Below are 20,571 nucleotides of genomic sequence, written 5' to 3' on the forward strand. Positions count from 1 at the left end.
TGTCGTCCTGGCGAAGGCCAGGACGACGATGACGACCTACTTCGCCGGCACGGCGGATACCGGCCCGGATTACTTCACCGCGTCGAAGCACCAGGCCAGAATGCCCTTTTGCGCGTGCAGGCGGTTTTCGGCCTCGTCGAACACGACGGATTGTGGACCGTCGATCACCTCGTCGGTGACCTCCTCGCCGCGATGGGCGGGCAGGCAGTGCATGAATAGCGCATCCGGCTTGGCAAGCGACATCAGCTGCGCATTGACCTGATAGGGCTTGAGCACGTTGTGGCGGTGCTTGCCTTCCTTGTCGCCCATCGACACCCAGGTGTCGGTCACGACACAATCGGCGCCGCGCACGGCGGCTTCGGCATCCGTGCCGAGCATGATCGGCGCGCCGGTCGCCTTGATGAAGTCGCGCATCGCCTTTTTCGGCGCGAGTTCCGGAGGCGTCGCGACATTGAGCTGGAACTTGAAGCGCTCGGCGGCGTGCGCCCAGGAGGCGAGCACGTTGTTGTCGTCGCCGGTCCAGGCCACGGTCTTGCCCTCGATCGGGCCGCGATGTTCCTCGTAGGTCATGAGGTCCGCCATCACCTGGCAGGGATGCGAGCGGCGCGTCAGGCCGTTGATGACGGGCACGGTGGCGTTCGCTGCAAGCTCCAGCAGGGCATCGTGATTGAGGATGCGGATCATGATGGCGTCGACATAGCGCGACAGCACGCGCGCGGTGTCGGCGATGGTCTCGCCGCGGCCGAGCTGCATTTCGGCGCCGGTGAGCATGATGGGCTCGCCGCCGAGCTGGCGCATGGCGACGTCGAAAGACACCCGCGTCCGCGTCGAGGGGCGCTCGAAGATCATCGCCAGGGTCTTGCCTTCGAGCGGCCTGACCGGCTGATGCGCCTTCTGCTTCGCCTTCATCGCGGAGGACGCAGCGAGCATGCGCTTGAGCTCCGACAGCGGCAGCTCGTTGATATCGAGGAAGTGCTTCGGTGTTTTATCGGGCGACTTGCTCATCAGCTTGCCGCCCGCTTGTTGCCGGACAACGCGGTGCAGGCGCGCTCGAGCCGCCCGACGCTGTCCTCGATCTCGGCTTCGGTGACGATCAAAGGCGGCAGGAAACGCACGACATTGTCGCCGGCACCGACGGTGAGCAGCTTTTGGTCGCGCAAGGCTGCAACGAGATCGCCGGAGGGCACCACGGCCTTGATGCCGATCAGGAGGCCCTCGCCGCGCACTTCGCTGACGACATCGCCGTGACGGTCGATCACGGAGGCGAGCTTCTGCTTGAGCAGCAGCGACATCCTCTGCACGTGGTCGAAGAAGCCGGGCTTGAGCATGACGTCGAGCACGGCGTTCGCAGCCGCGATCGCGAGCGGATTGCCCCCGAAGGTCGAGCCGTGCGAGCCCGGCGTCATGCCGGACGCCGCTTCGGCGGTCGCAAGGCAGGCGCCGATCGGGAAGCCGCCGCCGAGCGCCTTGGCCAGCGACATCACGTCGGGTTCGACGCCAAGGCGGCGGTACGCGAACAGATCGCCGGTGCGGCCCATGCCGGTCTGCACCTCGTCGAAGGCGAGCAACAGACCCTTCTCGTCGCAGAGCTGGCGCAACGCCCTCAGGAAGGCGGGCGTTGCCGAACGCACACCGCCCTCGCCCTGGATCGGCTCGATCAGGATGCCGGCGGTCTGCGGACCGATTGCCTTTTTCACGGCATCGAGATCGCCATGCGCAACCTGGTCGAAGCCCTCCATCGGAGGGCCGAAACCTTCGAGATATTTTGCCGATCCCGTTGCGGCCAGCGTCGCCAGCGTGCGGCCATGGAAGGCGCCTTCGAAGGTGATCATGCGATAGCGGTCGGGATGACCCTTTGCGGCGTGATAACGGCGCACGACCTTGATCACGCATTCCAGCGCTTCGGCGCCGGAATTGCAGAAGAACACGAAATCCGCGAAACTTTCATTGCACAGGCGCGCGGCGAGCTTTTCGCCGTCCGGGCTCTGGAACAGATTCGACATGTGCCAGAGCTTGGTGGCCTGCTCCTGCAACGCCGCGACCAGCGCCGGATGGGCATGGCCGAGCGCATTCACCGCCACCCCGGAGGTGAAATCGAGATAGCGCTCGCCATTGGTCGCGATCAGCCAGCAGCCTTCGCCACGCTCGAAACCAAGGTCGGACCTGGCGAAAACGGGGAGCAAATGCGGCGCTGCGCTGTTAGTCATGATGGTCACTTGAATGTTGCGGACGGAGTGAGCGTGCATTGCGCAACGCACCATCGACCGGCCCGGAAAACGAAACGTGCCGCCTCTTGAGGGCGGCACGTGCGACTATCTTAGGCCTGGTGAAACGGGTGTCAATGCCGCCCGGAAAGCCTCGCGAAACGCTGAATCCGTAGTCTTGCGGTGCCGATTTAGAGGGATTTGGCCACGGAACATGTGGAAGCGAGTCGGCGGACTCTTGCGCGGGAGTCACGCCATATTGTAGCGTTTGGATTGTCAGATACGACATCTCGTGCAGTGGTTCTGATCTTTAAGTCCTTATGTACCGGCGTAAACGTTCGGGCGTTCAAGACGCGCCCGGCGAGCCTTAAGGGATTCTGGCGGCACGGGTTTTTGAAGGCTTAGGCATTCGCTGCGAGGCCCCAGGATGGCTGGCGCGCAGCGAGGGAAAGGGTGCAATGACGGTTTTGACCTGGTCCGATGATCGCGTCGAGCAGCTGAAAAAGCTCTGGGAGGCCGGACTTTCGGCCAGCCAGATCGCGGCGGAGCTCGGCAATGTGACCCGCAATGCCGTGATCGGCAAAGTGCACAGGCTCGGCCTTTCGGGCCGCGCCAAGAGCCCATCATCGGCAGCGCCGCGGCCGCGCAAGGCGCGCCCCGCGCAGCACATGATGCGGGTGAGCCGCCCGATCTCGCGCGGCAACACCGCGCTGGCGCAGGCCTTCGAGGTCGAGGCTGAGCCGGATCCGGTCACCTACGACAACGTGGTGCCGATGAGCCAGCGGCTGTCGCTGCTGGAATTGAACGAGGCGACCTGCCACTGGCCGGTCGGCGATCCCTCGAGCCCGGACTTCTTCTTCTGCGGTGGAAGGGCGCTGTCCGGACTGCCCTATTGCGCCCAGCACTCGCGCGTTGCGTACCAGCCCGCGTCGGATCGGCGCCGCGCACCGGTAAAGCCGGGTCCCCGTTAGTCGTCACGCGAAGACAGTTCAACAATTTCAGTGTCGTCCCGGCCTAGTGCGCAATTGCGCACGGGGGGCCGGGACCCATACTCCGAGCACGCAATAATCGTGCGGAAGGGGTCACTCCGAGTCTTCGCCAAACCACGTTCGGTGGTTATGGGTCCCGGATCAGCGCTCGCTTCGCTCGCTTGTCCGGGACGACGGCTGAGAATGCAGGGACAGCTCGCCAACAAACAAGCCTGCAACCCTACACCTGCTCCGCCTTCGCGAAGCGATCATCCAGCGCGTAGCCGGCGCCGCGGACGGTGCGGATCGGGTCCTGCTCGCGGCCGAGATTGAGCAGCTTGCGCAGGCGGCCGATATGCACGTCGACGGTGCGCTCGTCGATATAGATGTCGCGGCCCCAGACGCTGTCGAGCAGCTGCTCGCGCGAGAACACCCGTCCCGGATGCTCCAGGAAGAACTCCAGCAGGCGATATTCGGTCGGACCGAGATCGATCGGCCGGCCCGAGCGCGCCACGCGGCGCTTGTCACGGTCGAGCTCGATGTCGCCAAAAGCAAGGACGGTGGCGAGGCGCTCCGGGCTCGCGCGCCGCAGCAGGCCTTTCACGCGCGCCAGCAGCTCCGGCACCGAGAACGGCTTGACGATGTAATCGTCGGCGCCGGTCGCAAGACCCCGCACCCGCTCGCTCTCCTCGCCGCGCGCGGTGAGCATGATGATCGGGAGCTGCTTGGTCTCGGGACGGGTGCGAAGCCGCCGGCACAATTCGATGCCTGACAGGCCCGGCAGCATCCAGTCGAGCACGATCAGATCGGGGATGTGCTCCTTGAGGCGGGTGTCGGCGTCGTCGCCGCGCATCACCGTCTCGACGTCATAGCCGTCGCCTTCGAGGTTGTAGCGGAGAAGCTCGGTCAGGGCTTCCTCGTCCTCAACCACCATAATGCGTGCGCCCATCGGGTCGTCGCTCCTTAAGTCTTCAGGTGTTCGGTACCGTGTTGGCAAAGGTCGTCATGTCGCCCTTCGGCCGCTTGTCGGTGATCGCCTGGCCCTCGATCATGTAGAACACGGTCTCGGCGATATTGGTGGCGTGGTCGCCGATCCGCTCGATGTTCTTGGCGCAGAACATCAGATGGATGCAGAACGAGATATTGCGCGGATCCTCCATCATGTAGGTGAGGAGTTCGCGGAACAGCGAGGTGCAGATGGCGTCGACTTCCTCGTCGCCCTTCCACACCGCCATCGCCGCCGGCAAATCATGCGCGGCATAGGCGTCCAGCACCGACTTGACCTGCTGCTGCACGAGGTCGGTCATGTGCTCGAGGCCGCGGAACAGCTTGAGCGGATGGAAGTCCGTCTCCAGCGCCGCGACGCGCTTGCCCATGTTCTTGGCGAGGTCGCCGATGCGCTCGAGATCGGTCGCGACGCGCATGGCGCCGACGATCTCGCGCAGATCGACCGCCATCGGCTGGCGGCGGGCGATGGTGAGCACCGCACGCTCCTCGATGCGCTTCTGCAGCGCGTCGAGCTCGGTGTCGATGGCGACGACGCGCTGGCCGAGCGGGACGTCGCGGCGGATCAGCGCGTCGACGGACTCGACGATCATGCGCTCGGCGATGCCGCCCATCTCGGCGACCAGGCGAGTGAGTTCCTGGAGGTCGGTGTCGAAAGCCTTTGCGGTATGTTCAGAACCCATGTCGCGTCTCCTAGCCGAACCGGCCGGTGATGTAATCCTGCGTGCGCCGATCTGACGGCGACGTGAAGATCTTGCTGGTGTCGTCGAACTCTATCAGCTCGCCGAGATACATGAAGGCGGTCTTGTCGGAGACGCGCGCCGCCTGTTGCATGTTGTGGGTGACGATAGCGATCGTGTAATCCTCGGACAGCTCCTGGATCAGCTCCTCGACCTTGGCGGTCGAGATCGGGTCGAGCGCCGAACAGGGTTCGTCGAACAGGATCACCTCGGGCCGCACCGCGACGGTGCGGGCGATGCAGAGGCGCTGCTGCTGGCCGCCGGAGAGCGACAGGCCGGAGGCGTTGAGCTTGTCCTTGACCTCGTTCCACAGCGCGCCGCCGCGCAGCGCCTTCTCGACGCGGCCGTCCATCTCGGACTTCGAGATCTTCTCATAGAGACGGATGCCGAACGCGATGTTCTCGTAGATCGTCATCGGGAACGGCGTCGGCTTCTGGAACACCATGCCGACGCGGGCGCGCAGCAAATTGAGGTCCAGCCTGGGGTCGAGAATGTTGGTCTGATCGAGCATGAGCTGACCGGTGGCGCGCTGGCCGGGATAGAGGTCGTACATCCGGTTGAAGATGCGCAGCAGGGTCGACTTGCCGCAGCCCGACGGACCGATGAACGCCGTAACGCGGTTGGCGCCGAGCGTCAGGTTGATGTTCTTCAGCGCATGGTGCTCGCCGTAATAGAAGTCCAGGTTACGCACGGTCACCTTGGGGGGCGCCTCGGGCAGCACCGCCGCGTGCGGCAGTCCACCGGACGCGCTCATCGACACGGAAAGATCACTCATTTTGCGGTCCTCTCGGCGCCAAGGATGCGCGCGAAAATATTAAGGGCAAGAACGGTCAGGGTGATGAGCAGCGCCCCGCTCCAGGCCAACTGCTTCCAATAGGCATAGGGGCTCTGCACGAAGTTGTTGATGGTCACAGGCAGGTTCGCCATCGTCTTGTTCAGGCCGAGGCTGAAGAACTGGTTCGATAGCGCGGTGAACAGCAGCGGCGCGGTTTCACCGGCGACGCGAGCGGTCGCGAGCAGCACGCCGGTGATGAGACCCGATCGGGCAGCACGATAAGCGATCCGCTTGATCACCAGCGAACGCGGCAGGCCGAGCGCCGAGGCCGCCTCGCGCAACGCGTTCGGCACCAGCAGCAGCATGTCCTCGGTCGTGCGCAGCACCACCGGGATCACGATGACCGCGAGGGCGAGCGAGCCTGCGATCGCCGAGAAGCCGCGCATCGGCACCACCACGGCGCCGTAGATGAACAGGCCGATGATGATCGAGGGCGCCGAGAGCAGGATGTCGTTGATGAAGCGGATCACCGAGGTCAGCCGGTCATTGCGGCCGTATTCGGCGAGATAGGTGCCGGCGAACATACCGAGCGGCGCGCCGATGCCGACGCCGATCACGGTCATGATCAGCGAGCCGACGATGGCGTTGAGCAGACCGCCCTCGTTCGATCCCGGTGGCGGCGTGTTCTCGGTGAACAGCTGGACATTGAGTCCCGCCAGCCCGTTGTAGAGCAGCGTGATCAGGATCAGCGCGAGCCAGGTGACGCCGAAGGCGGTTGCGGCGATGCAGAGCCCGCGGACGACGATGTCCTTGCGGCGTCGGCGTGAATAGATCGGATTCATGGCGCTAATTCCCCGCCTTCTTTTCCAGCCGCATCAGCATCAGCCGCGCCGCTGCGAGCACGAAGAAGGTCAGAACGAACAGCAGGAGGCCGAGCAGGATCAGGCCGGATTGGTGCAGGCCGTCGCTCTCGGCGAACTCGGATGCGATCGCCGCCGAGATCGTGGTGCCCGGCGCAAAGATCGATGACGAGATCCGGAACGAGTTGCCGATGATGAAGGTCACCGCCATGGTCTCGCCGAGCGCGCGGCCCAGCGCCAGCATGATGCCGCCGATGACGCCGACCCGGGTGTAGGGGATCACCACGCTGCGGACGACTTCCCATGTGGTGCAGCCGACGCCGTAGGCGGCTTCCTTCAGGACCGGAGGCACCGTCTTGAACACGTCGACCGAGATCGAGGTGATGAAGGGCAGCACCATGATGGCAAGGATCAGCGCGGCATTGAACAGGCTGAGATAGGACGGGGGACCTGCGAAGATCGCGCCCAGCACGGGAACGCCGTCGAAGATCTTGATCATGAAGGGCTGGAACGTGTTGGCCAGGAACGGACCCAACACGAAGAAGCCCCACATGCCGTAGATGATCGAGGGAATACCGGCGAGCAGCTCGATTGCCATGCCGATCGGGCGGCGCAGCCATTGCGGGCAGAGCTCGGTGAGGAAGATCGCAATGCCGAGACCCACGGGAATGGCGATCAGCATCGCGATGAAGGAGGTGACGAGCGTGCCGTACATCGGCCCGAGCGCGCCGAGCACCGGCGGATCTGCGGAGGGCGCCCAGCGCTGCGTCCACAGGAAGGAGACGCCGTATTCTTTCATCGCCGGGAAAGCGCCGACGATCAGCGAAATGATGATGCCGCCGAGGATCAGAAGCACCGAGATCGCGGAGAGCCGCGTAATCCAGTAGAAGGTAACGTCGCCGAGCTTGAACGCGCTCAAGGCCTTGGCGCGGTCATACGGTCCGGCGTCGTCGATTACATCGCTCTGAACGGCCATCTCTGCCACGCCGATCCCCTGTACCAAATAGTATACGTTTTTTGTTGGTCCGTGCCCCGGATGCAGCGCAGCGCATCCGGGGCACGAGCGTCGCGAACCTAGCTCTTGATGTCGGCAGCCCAGGTCTTCTCGATCAGCTGAACGACCGGATCCGGCATCGGGATGTAGTCGAGCTCTTCAGCCGCCTTGCCGCCGCTCTTGAAGGCCCAGCGGAAGAACTTGATGGCTTCCTGCGAGGCCGCCTTGTCGGTGGCGTCCTTGTGCATGAGGATGAAGGTCGCCGCCGTGATCGGCCAGGATTTCTCGCCGGGCTGGTCGGTCAGGATGACGTAGTAGCCGGGAGCCTTGGCCCAGTCGGCGTTGGAGGCGGCCGCCTGGAAGGCTTCGACGGTGGGCTGCACAGGCTTGCCGGCCTTGTTGATGAGACCGGTGTAGGTCAGCTTGTTCTGCTTGGCATAGGCGTACTCGACATAGCCAATCGAGTTCTTGGTCTGGCTGATGTTGCCGGACACGCCTTCATTGCCCTTGGCGCCGACGCCGACCGGCCACTCGACCGCGGTACCCTCACCGACCTTGCTCTTCCAATCCGCGCTGGCCTTGGCGAGGTAGTTGGTGAAGTTGAAGGTGGTGCCCGAACCGTCCGAACGGCGGACCACGGTGATGGCCTCCGAGGGCAGCTTCACGTTCGGGTTGAGCTTCTTGATCGCGGCGTCGTCCCATTTGGTGATCTTGCCGAGATAGATGCTGGCCAGCGTCTCGCCGTCGAACACCAGTTCACCGGGCTTCACGCCCTCGATGTTGACGACGGGCACGATGGCACCCATCACCATCGGCCACTGGACGAGGCCGTCCTTCTCGAGCTGCTCGGCCTTGAGCGGCGCATCGCTGGCGCCGAAGGTCACGGTCTTGGCCTGGATCTGCTTAATGCCGCCGCCGGAGCCGATCGACTGGTAGTTCAGACCGTTGCCGGTCTCCTTCTTGTAGGCGTCGGCCCATTTGGAATAGATCGGGAACGGGAACGTCGCGCCGGCTCCGGTGATGTCGGCAGCAAAGGCCGCCGTCGTCGATGCGGCGACAATGCCAGCAGCGACGAGTGTTTTGAGGAAATTCATGCTGGTCTCCATACAGGGGAGCGAAGCGCCATCCGCGCCCGATCGCGCTCCCCGTGCCGCCCCTTTAGGAGCGGACAGCTGAGCTTTTACGAAGGTTTGGTGACAGTCGGATGACAGTGTTAAGCAGCTGAAATCGCTGGAATTTAGCTCAGAGCCGCAGGCTTGCCCTGGGGAAAACAGGCGGTGAAAGTGGCGCCCTGTTTGGGCACGCTTTCGATCAAAAGCCGGCCGCGATGACGGTTAAGAATATGTTTCACCAGCGACAATCCCAGGCCGGTGCCGCCCTGCGAGCGGCTGTCGCCGACATCGACCCGGTAGAAGCGCTCGGTCAGCCGCGGCAGGTGCTCCGGCGCGATGCCGGGGCCGAAATCCCGGACCAGCACCCGGATTTCCTGAGTTCCATCAGGGGCCGCGCCTGATATCAGCGACACGATAATGCGTCCACCGGAGGCGCCGTATTTGAGCGCGTTCTCGATCAAATTCTCGAACAGGCGGAGCAACTCCTCGCGGTCCCCCGCGATCAGCACCGGGGTCTCGGGCAGCTGGGTCTCGACCTCGACCTGGCGTTCCCGCGCCAGCGGCTCGAGCCCATCGGCGACCTGCAAGATGATCGGCAGCAGGTCGACCAGGGTGTCGGGCCGCACATGGGCCGACAGCTCCACCCGCGACAGCGACAAGAGATCGTCGATCAGGCGCGCCATCCGGGTGGCTTGGTTGTGCATGATGCCGAGGAAGCGCTCGCGCGCCTTGGGATCGTCCTTGGCCTGGCCCTGGAGCGTGTCGATGAAGCCGGACAGCGCGGCCAGCGGCGTGCGCAGCTCGTGGCTGGCATTGGCGACGAAATCGGCCCGCATTTCCTCGACCCGGCGCAGCGGCGTCTGGTCGTGAAAGGTCATCAGCATGCATTTGTCGGCGCCGCCAAAGGTGGTCGGCACCGGCACCGGCGTGATGGTCAGCTCCATCCAGCGATCGACCGGGACATGGTCGAGATAGGTCGCGCGCCGCGGCTCGGTGGTCGCGATCGACTCGCGCAGCGCCGTGATGATCTCGGGCGAGCGCAGCGCGAACTGGGCGAGCTCATTCCGGCGCAGTGCCGGCGCGAGCTGGGCGGCTGCGGCGTTGAGATGGATGACGCGGCCGGCGCGGTCGAGCAGCACCGCGGGATCGGGCATGCCGGCGACCACTGCGGCGACCGCCGCGCTCTCGACCGGGTTGACGCGGCGGGTCTCTTCGCGCGAGGCGGCGGTATCGTGCAGGCGCCACGGGATCAGCGCTGCGGCCGCGATGCAGAGGAACACCGCAATCGCATGCAGCGCCGATAATTCCCCCAGCGAGACCACCACGGATAGCGCGAGCGCCGCGGCGATCAGGATGACGGTCGAGTGCCGCAGCCGGTCGGACCAGGGCGGGGAGGAGGGAGAAGTTGGGGCGTCGATCGCCATCGGGGCGGGCTTCTCCAAAAGGCCTTGCGCCGGTCAGGCGCCGCTGTCGCTGCGCTTTCTCACGTAAGCGGCTTCAGGCGCGGGGCCGGGGTCGAGCTTGAGCGCAGCCTGCTGCAGGCGCTTCGATCGTGCGCCGATGATAACTTCGCGAAACGTCAGCAAGATTACAGATATGACAAAAGGGGACAGATAATAGAGGACGCGGAACAGCAGCATCCCGCCCAGCAGCTCCTCGCGGTCCATCTGCCAGAGCCCGACCAGCATCGCCGCGTCGAACACGCCAAGGCCTCCGGGCGAATGGCTGGCAAAGCCGAGCAGCGTGGCCGAGACGAAGATCACCGCGACCACCACGAAACCGAGATTGGGCTCGTCAGGGACCAGCACGTACATCGCGAGCGCGCAGAAGCCGAGATCGATGATGCCGATCGCGATCTGGAGCAGCGTCAGCGGGCCGCCCGGCAGCATCACGGTCCAGGGCCCGCGGCCGACCATGCGCGGCTGGGTCCAGACCCAGACCACGTAAGCGACCAGTCCGACGATGATCATCATCGCCAGCATCCGGTTCAGCCAGGGCGGAAGCATGTCGATCGAGGCCGCGGCTTCCGGATGATAGGAGATGCCGAGGCCCAGCACCGCGGCATTGCCGAGCCAGAAGGTCAGGCCGGCGAGGAAGCAGATCTTTGCGACGTCGATCGCGTTCAGGCCATAGGCGGAATAGATGCGGTAGCGCACCGCGCCGCCGGTGAAGACGCTGGCGCCGACATTGTGGCCGATCGAATAGCTGGTGAAGGCAGCGAGCGCGTTAATCCGATAGGGCACGTGGGGATGGCCGATCGCGCGCACGGCGAACAGGTCGTAGAAGGTCAGCGTGAAATAGCCCGCAGCGACGAACAGCGCCGCCATCGCGATCTGGCTCGGCTCGGTGCTCTTGATCGCTTCGAGGACTTCGTTGACATCGATGCCGCGCAGCATGTGGTAGAGCACATAGCAAGCGATGCCGATGACCGCGACGCTGATCACAACTCCAAGCTTATGCAGGATTTGCTTCTGGCGCAGAAACGACATCGCCCTGCGTATGGCTTCCAGCATCTAAACCTCGAACAACGCTTCAGCGGCCAGGGTGGCCGGCGAACAGGCGGACGACACGCAGGCACCCGACGAATCCTCGCCGGCGGCTCCGGCATCGCGCATGCCCCCTGCCCCTCCACTAGCGCGTTTTGGGGCGGAGTGGAATTCGACAATTCGAACAAAAAGTCGTGGCTTCAAGGTTTTAGGCAGGTTGCGGGCTCCTGATGCACGGTTTGGCGCTTTCGGCGGCAAGCCTGACGCGAATCTCCATGGCCATCCTGGCGCAGACGCCATGAAGTTTTGATGATTTCGGCCGTACAATGTTCCGTCACGGCTTAAGTCGAAATCAATCTATGGGCGGGATTTCGCTGTTGAAAGAGGGTCGCGCCGCGCGCGGCCGCTGCGGCGCGCACGATTACGTGGCCGACGGCTCGCGCTCGATCATCCGGTTGCACTGCGACATCACAGACGTCATTGCGGCCGCCCGCCAGCGGCCGCGATGAGCACGTCGTTCGGAGGTAGCGTTCTGCTCAGGCCGCAAGCTGCGGGCGCACTGCCTCGATGCCCGCGATCCAGCCGGCGACGGAGCGCCCGATCGCCTCGGGGTGATCCTCCTGGAGGAAATGCAGGCCGGCGCCGAGACGAACCAGCGCGCAGTGCTTCAGGGAGGCTGCAAACCGTTCGGCAAATTCCGGTGAGACCAGAGCTCCGGGCTCGCCGGTGAACAGGAGCTTTGGATAGAACGACGCGGCCAGCGCTGCATGCGCGGACTGCAGAGCCTGATAAACGTCAGCGGGCTCGCCTGCGATCGGCAGTTCGCGCGGAAGTGCAAGAACGGGCCGGCGGCTCTCTGGTGTTGGAAACGGCGCGCGATAGGGCGCCATCTCGTCATCGCTGAGCTTGCGGACCATGCCGCCGGGTAGCACGCGCTCGACGAAGGCATTCGCCTCGAGGATCATCGCCTCGCCCTCGCCCGGCGTCCTGAATTTACGGAAGGCCGCCCGCGCCGCCTCGGCATGCTCCTGCTCTGCGGCAACCTCGGTGTCGTGGAAGTCCTGCCAGGTCGGCATCGGACGAATGAATTCCATGAAGGCAAGGCCGCGCACGAAATCCGGCCGGCGCGCCGCAAGATGAAATGCGAGCGCCGTGCCCCAATCCTGCGCGACCAGATAGGCCGACGTAATGCCGCGCTGTTCGATGAAGGCATCGAGATAGCGGACGTGGTCGAAGAAGCGATAGGCGATGTTGGGCTTGCCGGACTGACCGAAGCCGATGTTGTCGGGCGCGAGGCAATGCGCGACCGGTGACACCAGGGGCATGATGTTGCGCCAGATGTGCGAGGACGTCGGATTGCCGTGCAGGAAGAGCGCGACCGGCGCGTTCTGCGCGCCTGCCTCACGATAGGCCATGCCGCTTCCGAGGACGGACGCTTTGCGAAGCTTGATGTCGATCTGCTTGGTCATGTCAGCTCCTTGAACACGGTTTGGAATGCGATGCTCTTGAAACGTTCGAGCGCTTTGGGATTGCGGTCGACCTTCATGCGCAGGATCGCGCCCTGCCAGGACGCGAGCAGGAAGTCTGCGAGCTCCTCGGGCTCGAAATCGGATGCGATCTCGCCGCTGGTTTGGGCATCCCTGATGCAGGCGGCGAACGGCATGCGCCATTCAGCAAAGATGGCCGCAAGGCGCGCGCGCAGCATCTCGCTGCTGCCGGTCGCCTCCAGACTGAGATCGCCGATCAGACAGCCGCGGCCGTAGCCGTCCGCTTCGAGCCGGCCAATGATGATGTCCAGGTAGCGCTTCAGCCGAGCCCGCGGGGTCAGCGAGGTGTCGTCGAGCGCCTCGGCGACCAGCCCCCTTGTGATCTCGAAGTAGCGGTCGAGCACCTCGGAGGCGAACGCTTCCTTGGAGCGGAAATGATTGGTGAAGGACCCCTGCGGCGCGCCCGCAGCAGTGGTGACGTCGCGCACGCTGGTGCCGTGATAGCCGGTCCGAAACATGACCTTCAGGCCGGCGTCGAGAATGGCGTCTTTGAGCGAGGGCTTGGGCATGGCGTTATAATACGTACGTACGTATTATTGTCAAGCGCGCTTTGTCGCCCTGGAAATCTGATGGCAGCGCAAGTTGATGAGCGCGATAGCGGGCGCGCGTTTGCCTCTCAGCTCAGCCGCTCAGGCCGGTGGCATGCTGCGCGCGACCACACGGTCGCGCAGCCAGGCGCCGATGCCGCCGCCGACGAGGTAGCAGGCGAACATGACCAGGCCGAGGTCGAGCCAGTAGCCGAAGCGACCGGGGACCACATGCGCGAACGAGGCCGCGACCAGGCCGGCAACAAGCACGGCGAGCCAGCGCGCGGTCACCTTCGAGGTGCCGTTGCCGCGTTGGACCACCGAGATCCAGCCCATGCAGAAGCCGAGCAGCAGCGAGCCGATCAGCCAGCCCAGATGGAACGAGACGAGATAGGGCATCGTCACCTCACCAGAAATTCGATGCGGCGGTTCTGCGCCTTGGCGTCTTCGCTGTCATTGCCGGCGACGGGCTGCGTGCTGCCGTAGCCGACCGCGGTGAACCGGTTGCCAGGCAAGCCGGCCTTGACCAGGTAGTCGATCACCGCCTTCGCGCGCTTCTCCGACAGTGCCTGGTTGAAGGAATCCTCGCCGTCGGCATCGGTATGCCCGGCGACCTCGATATTGGTGGTGGGACATCGCAATGCCGTCTCGATCAGATGATCAAGAATGCCGGCGGAATCCGGATCGATCTCGGCGCGCTTCGCCCCGAAGCGAATCTTGGCCTTGGCCAAGAGCTCGGAGAACAATTGCTGGCACACGGTGCCGTCGACCGGCCCGGCCGCGGGTTTCACCGTGATTTCCGGCTTGTACTGCCAGTTTTTCGGAAAATCCTTGCCGAGGCCTGCGCGGATGTCGTTGGCGGCACCTTCATAGAGCGCATCGCCCGACAGCTTCACCTCGCGGTCGGACACGACGAGCGTGCCGGTCGACAGTCGCGACAGCGCGCCGAGCGCTGCGACCACGGCGGGGCTGAAGGAGCCGGGCGCGCCGACGCTGGCCTTGAGATTGTCGACAACCTTTTCGTTGAAGAATTTCCGCGACGCGCTGGTGGCGATGGCCGCGTGGACATTGTTGTCGGGAACATAGCCGGTCAGCGTCACCGTCGCGGCCACCGGATCCTTGTAAGCCTGGAACACGTAAGGCGGCGCCTTGACATCGTTGGCGGCGATCGAAAAGCCCTCGGGCAGGTTTTTAAGGGCCGCTGCGACCGCTTCGCGGCCGCCGAGATCGCGCGCCATCCCTGACAGAGTGACTTTGGTGTCTGTGATCGTGATCTTGCCGTCCTTGAGCTTGCCGATCTGGTCGAGCAGCAGCATCGCAGCCGCCTCGAACCGCGGCGGTGCGCCGCGGGCCAAACCCATCTGATCGGCCACCTCGGTGCCGCCGACCTCCTTGCGGGCCGCCTCGGTCAGGCGGCCCTTCATCGACGGCAGGGGCGCGGAGCCTGACAGCGTCACCCGCACCACGTCGCGCTCGGCGTTCCAGACGAAGGGCTTTGCCTCGGGCACGAGGCGGGTCCGGTCGTCGACCAGGCGCACGCCGGGGACGGTCTCGACCGCCACAACAGCGTCGCGGCGCCCCTCCTCAGAAAACGCGTCCGCAGCCAGGCTGACGTCGCGGCCATCCACCGCGATCCGGGTCTTGTCCAGAACGGTATCCTTTAGCGCCGCCGAGCTGCGGGCGGAAAGGTCCGCCTCGACCGGCAAAGTGTTATTCCAGGCCGCAAATCCCCACATGACGGCCAAGGGGATCAGCCCCGGCCACCATTTGCTGGCCCACCTGAAAAGCTTGTGCATTCGACGACCCGAACTCTGGAACCGGAGACAAAACAAACCCTTGGCAGGCTGTCAAACCGGAAATGACGCCCTTCCGAAGGCCGGGCCTGGACAATTGGAATAACTTTTTCTTCAAGGGTTCTTCCGTAAGTTGAAAGCGGAATGCCAAAGTCCGCCAGCGGGTCATGAAACAACTCCGTAACAACGTCATCCGCGCCGGGCTGGAAGCACTCTATTTCAGCGGCGCCCACCACCTGTTGCGTCCGCTTTTGTCGGGCGTCGGCGCCATATTCATGCTGCATCACGTGCGGCCGGCCCGCGGCGCGGCGTTCCAGCCGAACCGGCATCTCGAAGTCACCCCCGAATTCCTGCGTGCCACACTGCGCCACCTGCGCGCGCGCGAGATCGACATCGTCAGCATGGACGAGCTGCACGAGCGGCTGGTGCGGCGCCGGTTCGACCGCCGCTTCGCCGCCTTCACGCTCGACGATGGCTATCGCGACAATCTCGATTTTGCGCTGCCGGTTCTGCGCGAATTTGACGCGCCCTTGGCGGTCTATGTCGCCAGCGATTTCGCGGAGGGGACGGGCCGGCTGTGGTGGGAGGCGCTGGAGGCCGTGATCGCCAAGACCGAGCAGATCGAGGTGACGATCGGCAATGCCGCGCTGCGGCTCGATGCGACGACGCCAGCCGCCAAGCAGGTGGCGTTCGATCGCCTGCACGACTGGTTGCGCGCACTGCCCGGCGAGCACGATCTCAAGCGCGAGATCGAGGCGCTCTGCACGAAGTACGGCGTCGACATGGCCGCGCTGTGCCGCAGCCTCTGCCTGTCCTGGGACGAGGTGAAGACATTTGCCGCCGATCCCCTGGTCACGATCGGCGCGCATTCCGTCAGCCATTGCAATCTCGCCAAGCAAAGCGAAGCGATCGCCACGCAGGAGATGGCCGTGAGCCGCGCGCGGATCGAGCAGGCGCTCGGCCGCAACGTTCAACATCTGGCCTATCCCTATGGCGATCGCGAGGCGGCGGGCGAGCGTGAATTCGTGCTCGCTGCATCCGCCGGCTTCAAGACCGCGGTGACGACGCGGCCCGGCATGCTGTTCGCCGAAGACGCCGGCCGCATGACGGCGCTGCCACGGGTCTCGCTCAACGGCAATTACCAGGACACGCGGATTCTGCCGGTGCTGACCTCGGGCGCCGCGACCGCGATGTGGAACGGCTTCCGCAGGATCGCGGCGGCTTAATCTCTCCGTCTTGGCTGCCCGAACTCGGACGTCGCATGGCGAAAGCCAGGACGACGATGCGGCACTTTCCTTGACTCCCCTCCCTACCCCGCTCAAAACGTCGCCAAACACCAAGGGAGGCACCATGTTCAACGATCTGTTCTCGCTCAAAGGCCGCGTCGCGCTGGTGACCGGTGGTTCGCGCGGCATCGGCAAGATGATCGCGGCGGGATTTCTCAGCGCGGGAGCCGCGAAGGTCTACATCACCGCGCGCAAGGCAGGACCTTGCGAGGCCACCGCGAGAGAGCTGTCAGGCCGATATGACGGTGAGTGCATCGCGCTGCCGATCGACATCTCGACCGTCGACGGCTGCGACAGGCTCGCTCGCGAAATCATCAAGCTGGAGCCGAAGCTCAACATCCTCGTCAACAATGCAGGGGCTGCCTGGGGCGCGGAGTTCGACGAATTCCCCGAAAGCGGCTGGGACAAGGTGATGGACCTCAACGTCAAGTCGCTGTTCTTCCTGACCAAGGCGCTGGCCAAGCCGCTGCGCGCGGCGGCTTCGCATGAGCGGCCCGCCAAGGTCATCAACATCGCCTCGGTTGACGGCATTTTCGTCAATCCCGGCGAGACCTACTCCTATGCCGCGAGCAAGGCCGCGGTGATCCATTTGACGCGGCGCATGGCGACGAAACTGATCAAGGACAACGTCAACGTCACCGCGATCGCGCCCGGCGCGTTCAAGTCCGACATGAACCGGGCTGCGCGCGACCATTCGGACGAGGTCGCCAAGCGCATTCCGGCGCGGCGGATCGGAACCGACGAGGACATGGCCGGCGTGGCGATCTATCTCGCCTCGCGCGCGGGTGACTACGTGGTCGGCAACACCATCGCGGTGGATGGCGGCGTGGTGTACGCGAACGCGGGGCTGGAGATCGCGGGGTAGGCGGGGGCGCGTCAGCACGACGCCCTCACCTCACACTCCGGTGTAGTCCCGGCCTTCGCCGGGACGACAGGTGAGTATGTAGCGCGGCCGTCGCGCCTCGCTGGCGGCCCTTACGACTCGATCCTCACATATTCGAAATCGCCGGGCTTGTTGTCGATGCCGACTTTCGGCGGTGAGATCCAGGAGGCGAACTGGCCGGTCTCGGTGACGGGCTGCATCAGCGAGGTGATGAAGTCGCCGTCCGCGGTCGAGGGCAGCCATTCGTCCTTGCGCTTCGCCCAGGTGGCATCGTCGATCAAAATGCCGTCGGGCGTCGCGTGGATGCCCTTGAACTCGCCGATATGGCGGTGGAAGGCGACGTTGGGCAGCTTGAGCTGAAACTGGTAGCCCGCGGTCGAGATCACCTTGTTCCAGCGCAGCATGCCCTTGACGCAATCCTGGCTGTAATCGTCGCGCAGGCGCATGTTGAGCGCGGTCAGCGCCGGCTCGTCGACGAGCTTGATCTCACCGTCGATGAACTTCAGCACCGGATAGGTGGCGTTCTTGAGCTGATGATCGTCGTCGATCTGGGTCTCGTGATAGCGACCCTTGATGCCGGTGTTGAAGGCGTTCGCCGCGTTGGTCGAGACTTCCGAGCCAAACAGATCGAGCGACAGCGTATAGTGCAGGTTCAGCTTCTTCTGAATGGTCGGCAGGTCGATCACGCCGAGCGCGCGGACCTTCGCGATGTCGGTGGGATCGGTGATGCCGGCTTCGCGCATCGCATCGCAGGTGCGCTGCACGACGCGGGTGATGCCGGTCTCGCCGACGAACATGTGGTGCGCTTCTTCCGTCAGCATGAAGCGGCAGGTGCGCGACAGGGGATCGAAGCCGGACTGCGCAAGCGAGTGCAGCTGCATCTTGCCGTCGCGGTCGGTGAAGTAGGTGAACATGAAGAAGGACAGCCAGTCCGGCGTCGCCTCGTTGAAGGCGCCCAGCATGCGCGGCGAGTCGGCGTCGCCCGAGCGGCGGCGCAACAAATCGTCGGCCTCTTCACGTCCGTCGCGACCAAAGTACTTTTGCAGCAGGTACACCATCGCCCAGAGGTGACGGCCTTCCTCGACATTGACCTGGAACAGATTGCGCATGTCGTACAGCGAGGGCGCGGTCTTGCCGAGATGGCGCTGCTGCTCGACGGAGGCGGGCTCGGTGTCGCCCTGGATCACGATCAGACGGCGCAGCATGGCGCGATACTCGCCCGGGACTTCCTGCCAGGCCGGCTCGCCAAAATGCTCGCCGAACGGCACGACGCGGTTCTCTTCCTGGGGAGCAAGGAGAATGCCCCAGCGATACTCGGGCATCCGCACATAGTCGAACTTGGCCCAGCCGCGCGGATCGACCGAATAGGCGGTGCGCAAGTACACCAGCGATTCCTGGAAGCCTTCCGGCCCCATGTCTTTCCACCAGTCCATGTAGCCGGGATGCCAGCCTTCCAGCGCCTTGAGCACCTGGCGGTCTTCGGCCAAATTGACGTTGTTCGGAATCTTGGTCGAGTAGTCGACGTTCATGATGTTCATGGAAGACCTCCCGTGTGGGACTAGTTCATTAAATCGCGGGCATCGAATTGTGGGATCGCGAATAGCGAGGCGAATGACGTCTCTATTCGCTATTCGCCACTCTCCATTCGCGCTCTACACTCGCGTCATATCGAATTTCGGCTTCTGGCCGCTGCCGTAGCGGCGCAGCGCGCCTTCCTCGCCGACCGCGTTGGGGCGCTGGAAGATCCAGTTCTGCCACGCGGTGAGGCGCGAGAAGATCTTCGATTCCATCGTCTCGGGGCCGACGAAGCGCAGGTTGGCTTCCATGCCGGTGAGGCTGTCGGGCGAGAAGCTGGCGCGCTCCTCCAGGAACACGCGGACCTCGTCGTCCCAGTCGATGTCGTCGAGTGCGAAGGTGACGAGACCGAGCTCTTCGGCCTGCTCGGCGTCCAGCGCGGTGCCCGTCGTGGCTTCCGCGCGTTCCACATCGGACGGATCGGCCTGGAAGCGCGACTGAAGCCGCGTCAGGCCATGGCTCATCGGATACGGGCCAAAATTCATCGCTGACAGTTCGATCGACGGCGGCGGGCGGTTGTCGCCCTGGCGCGTGCCGATCAGCATGTAGGAACGGTCGGCGGCGAAGACGAGCTCGGCGAGCGTGCCGGCGAAGCAGGAGCCGGGCTCGACCAGCGTCACCAGCGTGCGCGAGGTGACGTCGATGCGCTTCAAGACACGCTTCCAGTAGTGCCTGATTTCGTTGACCAGCCAGTGCGCCTTGTTGGCTTCGAGGAAGGCGTCGCAGGCGAGCACATGGGCGCGGTCGCCGTGACTCTTGAACACCAGCATCGCGATCTCGAGCTCGTTGATACGCAGATGCAGGATGGCGTCGTCGAGTTCGCGCGCGACCTGGAGCGGCCAGAACGCGACACCCTGCGCCATCATCCCGTCGATATCGGCGGGCGGCGCGGCTTCAGGCGCCTTGATCGAGATCGTGGCGATGCGGGCGGCGCGGTCGACGTCGACGGTGACAAAGCCGTAGCGGATGCTCGTCTCATCGATGATGCGCTTGAGCGGCGTCAGCGCGATGCCCTTGCCGCTGCCCTTGCGCTTCGAGGCCTGGGCGAATTCCCTGGCGCGCTCGGCAACCTTGCCTTCGAGCTTGCTGTTCGGCGCGATCTCGTCGACCAGGCGCCATTGCACGGCGCGCTTGCCCTTCACGCCTTCTTCGATGGTGCAGAAGAAATCGGCGTGATCGCGGCGCACCTTGCGCTTGTCGACCACACGCGTGAGGCCGCCGGTGCCCGGCAGCACCGCCAGCAGCGGCACTTCGGGCAAGGCGACGGCGGACGCGCCGTCATCGGCAAGCATGATGTAGTCGGTGGCGAGCGCGAGCTCATAGCCGCCGCCGGCGGCCGAGCCGTTCACGACGGTGATAAAGCGCTGGCCGGAATTCTCCGACGAGTCTTCCATGCCGTTGCGGGTCTCGTTGGTGAACTTGCAGAAATTGACCTTGTGGGCATGCGTCGAGCCGGCGAGCATGCGGATGTTGGCGCCGGCGCAGAACACGCGGTTCTTGGCCGAGCGCATCACCACGACCTTCACCTCGGGGTGCTCGAAGCGCAGGCGCTGGACCGCGTCGGCAAGCTCGATGTCGACGCCGAGATCGTAGGAATTGAGCTTGAGCAGATAGCCCTCGAACAGGCCGCCATTCTCGTCGACGTCCATGGTCAGGGTGGCGACGTCACCGTCAACCGCGAGCTTCCAGTGCCGGTAGCGGGACGGCTCGGTCTGGAAATCGATGAATGTCGCGCCGCCTGCGAGGCGCCGATCTTCCTCGGCCATGGGCCACCCTTGAGTTCGTCTTGGTTTACCGTTAGATGCACAATAATGCA

The 20,571-nt window shown here is 64.5% G+C and carries 20 protein-coding genes; 4 read left to right on the plus strand and 16 right to left on the minus strand.

What is annotated here, in order from left to right; all coding sequences use genetic code 11:
* Window positions 1–69: 69 nt before the first annotated feature.
* On the minus strand, window positions 70–1,005 hold the full coding sequence (argF, locus tag IVB54_RS37300; RefSeq protein ID WP_018456070.1) for an ornithine carbamoyltransferase: 936 nt from the start codon (window positions 1,003–1,005) through the stop codon (window positions 70–72).
* Window positions 1,005–2,207 (minus strand): aspartate aminotransferase family protein, encoded by a 1,203-nt coding sequence (locus tag IVB54_RS37305; RefSeq protein ID WP_026233078.1) that lies wholly within the window; start codon window positions 2,205–2,207, stop codon window positions 1,005–1,007. Before IVB54_RS37305 ends, argF begins: the two co-directional genes overlap by 1 nt.
* 455 nt (window positions 2,208–2,662) lie before the next feature.
* On the opposite strand from IVB54_RS37305, the gene IVB54_RS37310 reads away from it, so the two are divergent.
* Window positions 2,663–3,175 carry a GcrA family cell cycle regulator gene (locus tag IVB54_RS37310; RefSeq protein WP_007597869.1) on the plus strand — a complete coding sequence of 171 codons (513 nt, stop codon included), beginning with the start codon at window positions 2,663–2,665 and terminating at the stop codon, window positions 3,173–3,175.
* A gap of 238 nt (window positions 3,176–3,413) precedes the next feature.
* Here the strand turns inward: IVB54_RS37310 and phoB are convergent, their stop codons facing one another.
* From phoB to IVB54_RS37350, 8 genes are all read right to left on the minus strand, one after another.
* Entirely contained in the window at window positions 3,414–4,121 is a 708-nt protein-coding gene (phoB, locus tag IVB54_RS37315; RefSeq protein WP_007597871.1) for a phosphate regulon transcriptional regulator PhoB, read from the minus strand.
* Window positions 4,122–4,143: 22 nt separating this feature from the next.
* Window positions 4,144–4,860 (minus strand): phosphate signaling complex protein PhoU, encoded by a 717-nt coding sequence (gene phoU, locus IVB54_RS37320; protein WP_018456067.1) that lies wholly within the window; start codon window positions 4,858–4,860, stop codon window positions 4,144–4,146.
* Window positions 4,861–4,870: 10 nt separating this feature from the next.
* Entirely contained in the window at window positions 4,871–5,692 is an 822-nt protein-coding gene (pstB, locus tag IVB54_RS37325) for a phosphate ABC transporter ATP-binding protein PstB (protein ID WP_018456066.1), read from the minus strand.
* A complete protein-coding gene (pstA, locus tag IVB54_RS37330; RefSeq protein WP_018456065.1) occupies window positions 5,689–6,534 on the minus strand; it encodes a phosphate ABC transporter permease PstA in 846 nt (281 codons plus the stop codon). Before pstA ends, pstB begins: the two co-directional genes overlap by 4 nt.
* Before the next feature lie 4 nt (window positions 6,535–6,538).
* Complete coding sequence (gene pstC / locus IVB54_RS37335) at window positions 6,539–7,528, minus strand: phosphate ABC transporter permease subunit PstC (RefSeq protein ID WP_018456064.1); 990 nt, start codon at window positions 7,526–7,528, stop codon at window positions 6,539–6,541.
* 98 nt (window positions 7,529–7,626) lie between these two features.
* On the minus strand, window positions 7,627–8,640 hold the full coding sequence (pstS, locus tag IVB54_RS37340) for a phosphate ABC transporter substrate-binding protein PstS (RefSeq protein ID WP_026233076.1): 1,014 nt from the start codon (window positions 8,638–8,640) through the stop codon (window positions 7,627–7,629).
* 143 nt (window positions 8,641–8,783) lie between these two features.
* Window positions 8,784–10,082: an ATP-binding protein gene (locus IVB54_RS37345; protein ID WP_018456062.1), complete on the minus strand. Its 1,299-nt coding sequence runs from the start codon at window positions 10,080–10,082 to the stop codon at window positions 8,784–8,786.
* Between the two features lie 33 nt (window positions 10,083–10,115).
* Window positions 10,116–11,171, minus strand: coding sequence for a lysylphosphatidylglycerol synthase domain-containing protein (locus IVB54_RS37350; RefSeq protein WP_018456061.1), 1,056 nt, complete (start codon window positions 11,169–11,171; stop codon window positions 10,116–10,118).
* Window positions 11,172–11,503: 332 nt separating this feature from the next.
* On the opposite strand from IVB54_RS37350, the gene IVB54_RS37355 reads away from it, so the two are divergent.
* On the plus strand, window positions 11,504–11,653 hold the full coding sequence (locus IVB54_RS37355; RefSeq protein ID WP_018456059.1) for a hypothetical protein: 150 nt from the start codon (window positions 11,504–11,506) through the stop codon (window positions 11,651–11,653).
* Between the two features lie 27 nt (window positions 11,654–11,680).
* Here IVB54_RS37355 and IVB54_RS37360 read toward each other — a convergent pair whose 3' ends face one another.
* The 4 genes from IVB54_RS37360 to IVB54_RS37375 all read right to left on the minus strand — a co-directional run bounded on the left by IVB54_RS37360 (window position 11,681) and on the right by IVB54_RS37375 (window position 15,014).
* Window positions 11,681–12,613 carry a haloalkane dehalogenase gene (locus IVB54_RS37360; RefSeq protein ID WP_018456058.1) on the minus strand — a complete coding sequence of 311 codons (933 nt, stop codon included), beginning with the start codon at window positions 12,611–12,613 and terminating at the stop codon, window positions 11,681–11,683.
* Window positions 12,610–13,200 (minus strand): TetR/AcrR family transcriptional regulator, encoded by a 591-nt coding sequence (locus IVB54_RS37365; protein ID WP_018456057.1) that lies wholly within the window; start codon window positions 13,198–13,200, stop codon window positions 12,610–12,612. Before IVB54_RS37365 ends, IVB54_RS37360 begins: the two co-directional genes overlap by 4 nt.
* Window positions 13,201–13,320: 120 nt before the next feature.
* A complete protein-coding gene (locus IVB54_RS37370) occupies window positions 13,321–13,617 on the minus strand; it encodes a membrane protein (RefSeq protein WP_018456056.1) in 297 nt (98 codons plus the stop codon).
* Window positions 13,618–13,619: 2 nt separating this feature from the next.
* On the minus strand, window positions 13,620–15,014 hold the full coding sequence (locus IVB54_RS37375; protein ID WP_018456055.1) for an OmpA family protein: 1,395 nt from the start codon (window positions 15,012–15,014) through the stop codon (window positions 13,620–13,622).
* A 164-nt stretch (window positions 15,015–15,178) separates the two neighbouring features.
* Here IVB54_RS37375 and IVB54_RS37380 point away from each other — a divergent pair, with 164 nt between their 5' ends.
* The gene (locus IVB54_RS37380; RefSeq protein WP_018456054.1) at window positions 15,179–16,237 is read left to right on the plus strand and encodes a polysaccharide deacetylase family protein; all 1,059 of its coding nucleotides are present in this window, start codon (window positions 15,179–15,181) and stop codon (window positions 16,235–16,237) included.
* A 124-nt stretch (window positions 16,238–16,361) separates the two neighbouring features.
* The gene (locus IVB54_RS37385; protein ID WP_018456053.1) at window positions 16,362–17,162 is read left to right on the plus strand and encodes an SDR family oxidoreductase; all 801 of its coding nucleotides are present in this window, start codon (window positions 16,362–16,364) and stop codon (window positions 17,160–17,162) included.
* Window positions 17,163–17,272: 110 nt separating this feature from the next.
* Here the strand turns inward: IVB54_RS37385 and boxB are convergent, their stop codons facing one another.
* A complete protein-coding gene (gene boxB / locus IVB54_RS37390) occupies window positions 17,273–18,709 on the minus strand; it encodes a benzoyl-CoA 2,3-epoxidase subunit BoxB (protein ID WP_026233075.1) in 1,437 nt (478 codons plus the stop codon).
* Window positions 18,710–18,832: 123 nt separating this feature from the next.
* Entirely contained in the window at window positions 18,833–20,521 is a 1,689-nt protein-coding gene (gene boxC, locus IVB54_RS37395; RefSeq protein ID WP_247295966.1) for a 2,3-epoxybenzoyl-CoA dihydrolase, read from the minus strand.
* Window positions 20,522–20,571: the final 50 nt, after the last annotated feature.

Origin of the sequence: Bradyrhizobium sp. CW1, from assembly GCF_023100665.1 — a bacterium.
GTDB lineage: Bacteria > Pseudomonadota > Alphaproteobacteria > Rhizobiales > Xanthobacteraceae > Bradyrhizobium > Bradyrhizobium canariense_D.